This window comes from Gilvimarinus sp. 1_MG-2023 (genome assembly GCF_030548285.1).
This window is the reverse complement of sequence record NZ_JAUOSC010001066.1, coordinates 1-268: the sequence shown is the minus strand read 5'-3', so window position 1 is coordinate 268 and position 268 is coordinate 1. Positions and strand designations below refer to the sequence as shown.

Sequence of the window (268 nt, the reverse complement as noted above, 5' to 3'; positions counted from 1 at the left end):
ACACCCATCACCATGACCACCAGCATTGCCTCGTTGGCCATACCGATGACGACCCAACAGCGGAAACCCGCCAGCCATGAATGCACTGATGATATCTTACTGGTGGTTAATGCCATTACTCAGCGGCTTGTTGCTCTCCTGCGTCACCGGGCCTCTGGGCAGCTTTGTTGTATGGCGACGCATGGCGTTTTTCGGCGACACCCTGGCCCATGGCGCGCTGCTGGGCATTACCCTGGGTGTGATTTCCGATATCAACCCGACCCTGGCC

1 protein-coding gene is annotated in these 268 nt (G+C 57.8%); it reads left to right on the top strand.

The window, feature by feature from the left end; all coding sequences use genetic code 11:
- Positions 1–76: 76 nt before the first annotated feature.
- Positions 77–268: metal ABC transporter permease (locus Q4563_RS20135; RefSeq protein WP_336623065.1), on the top strand; the 192-nt coding region annotated here is incomplete at its 3' end.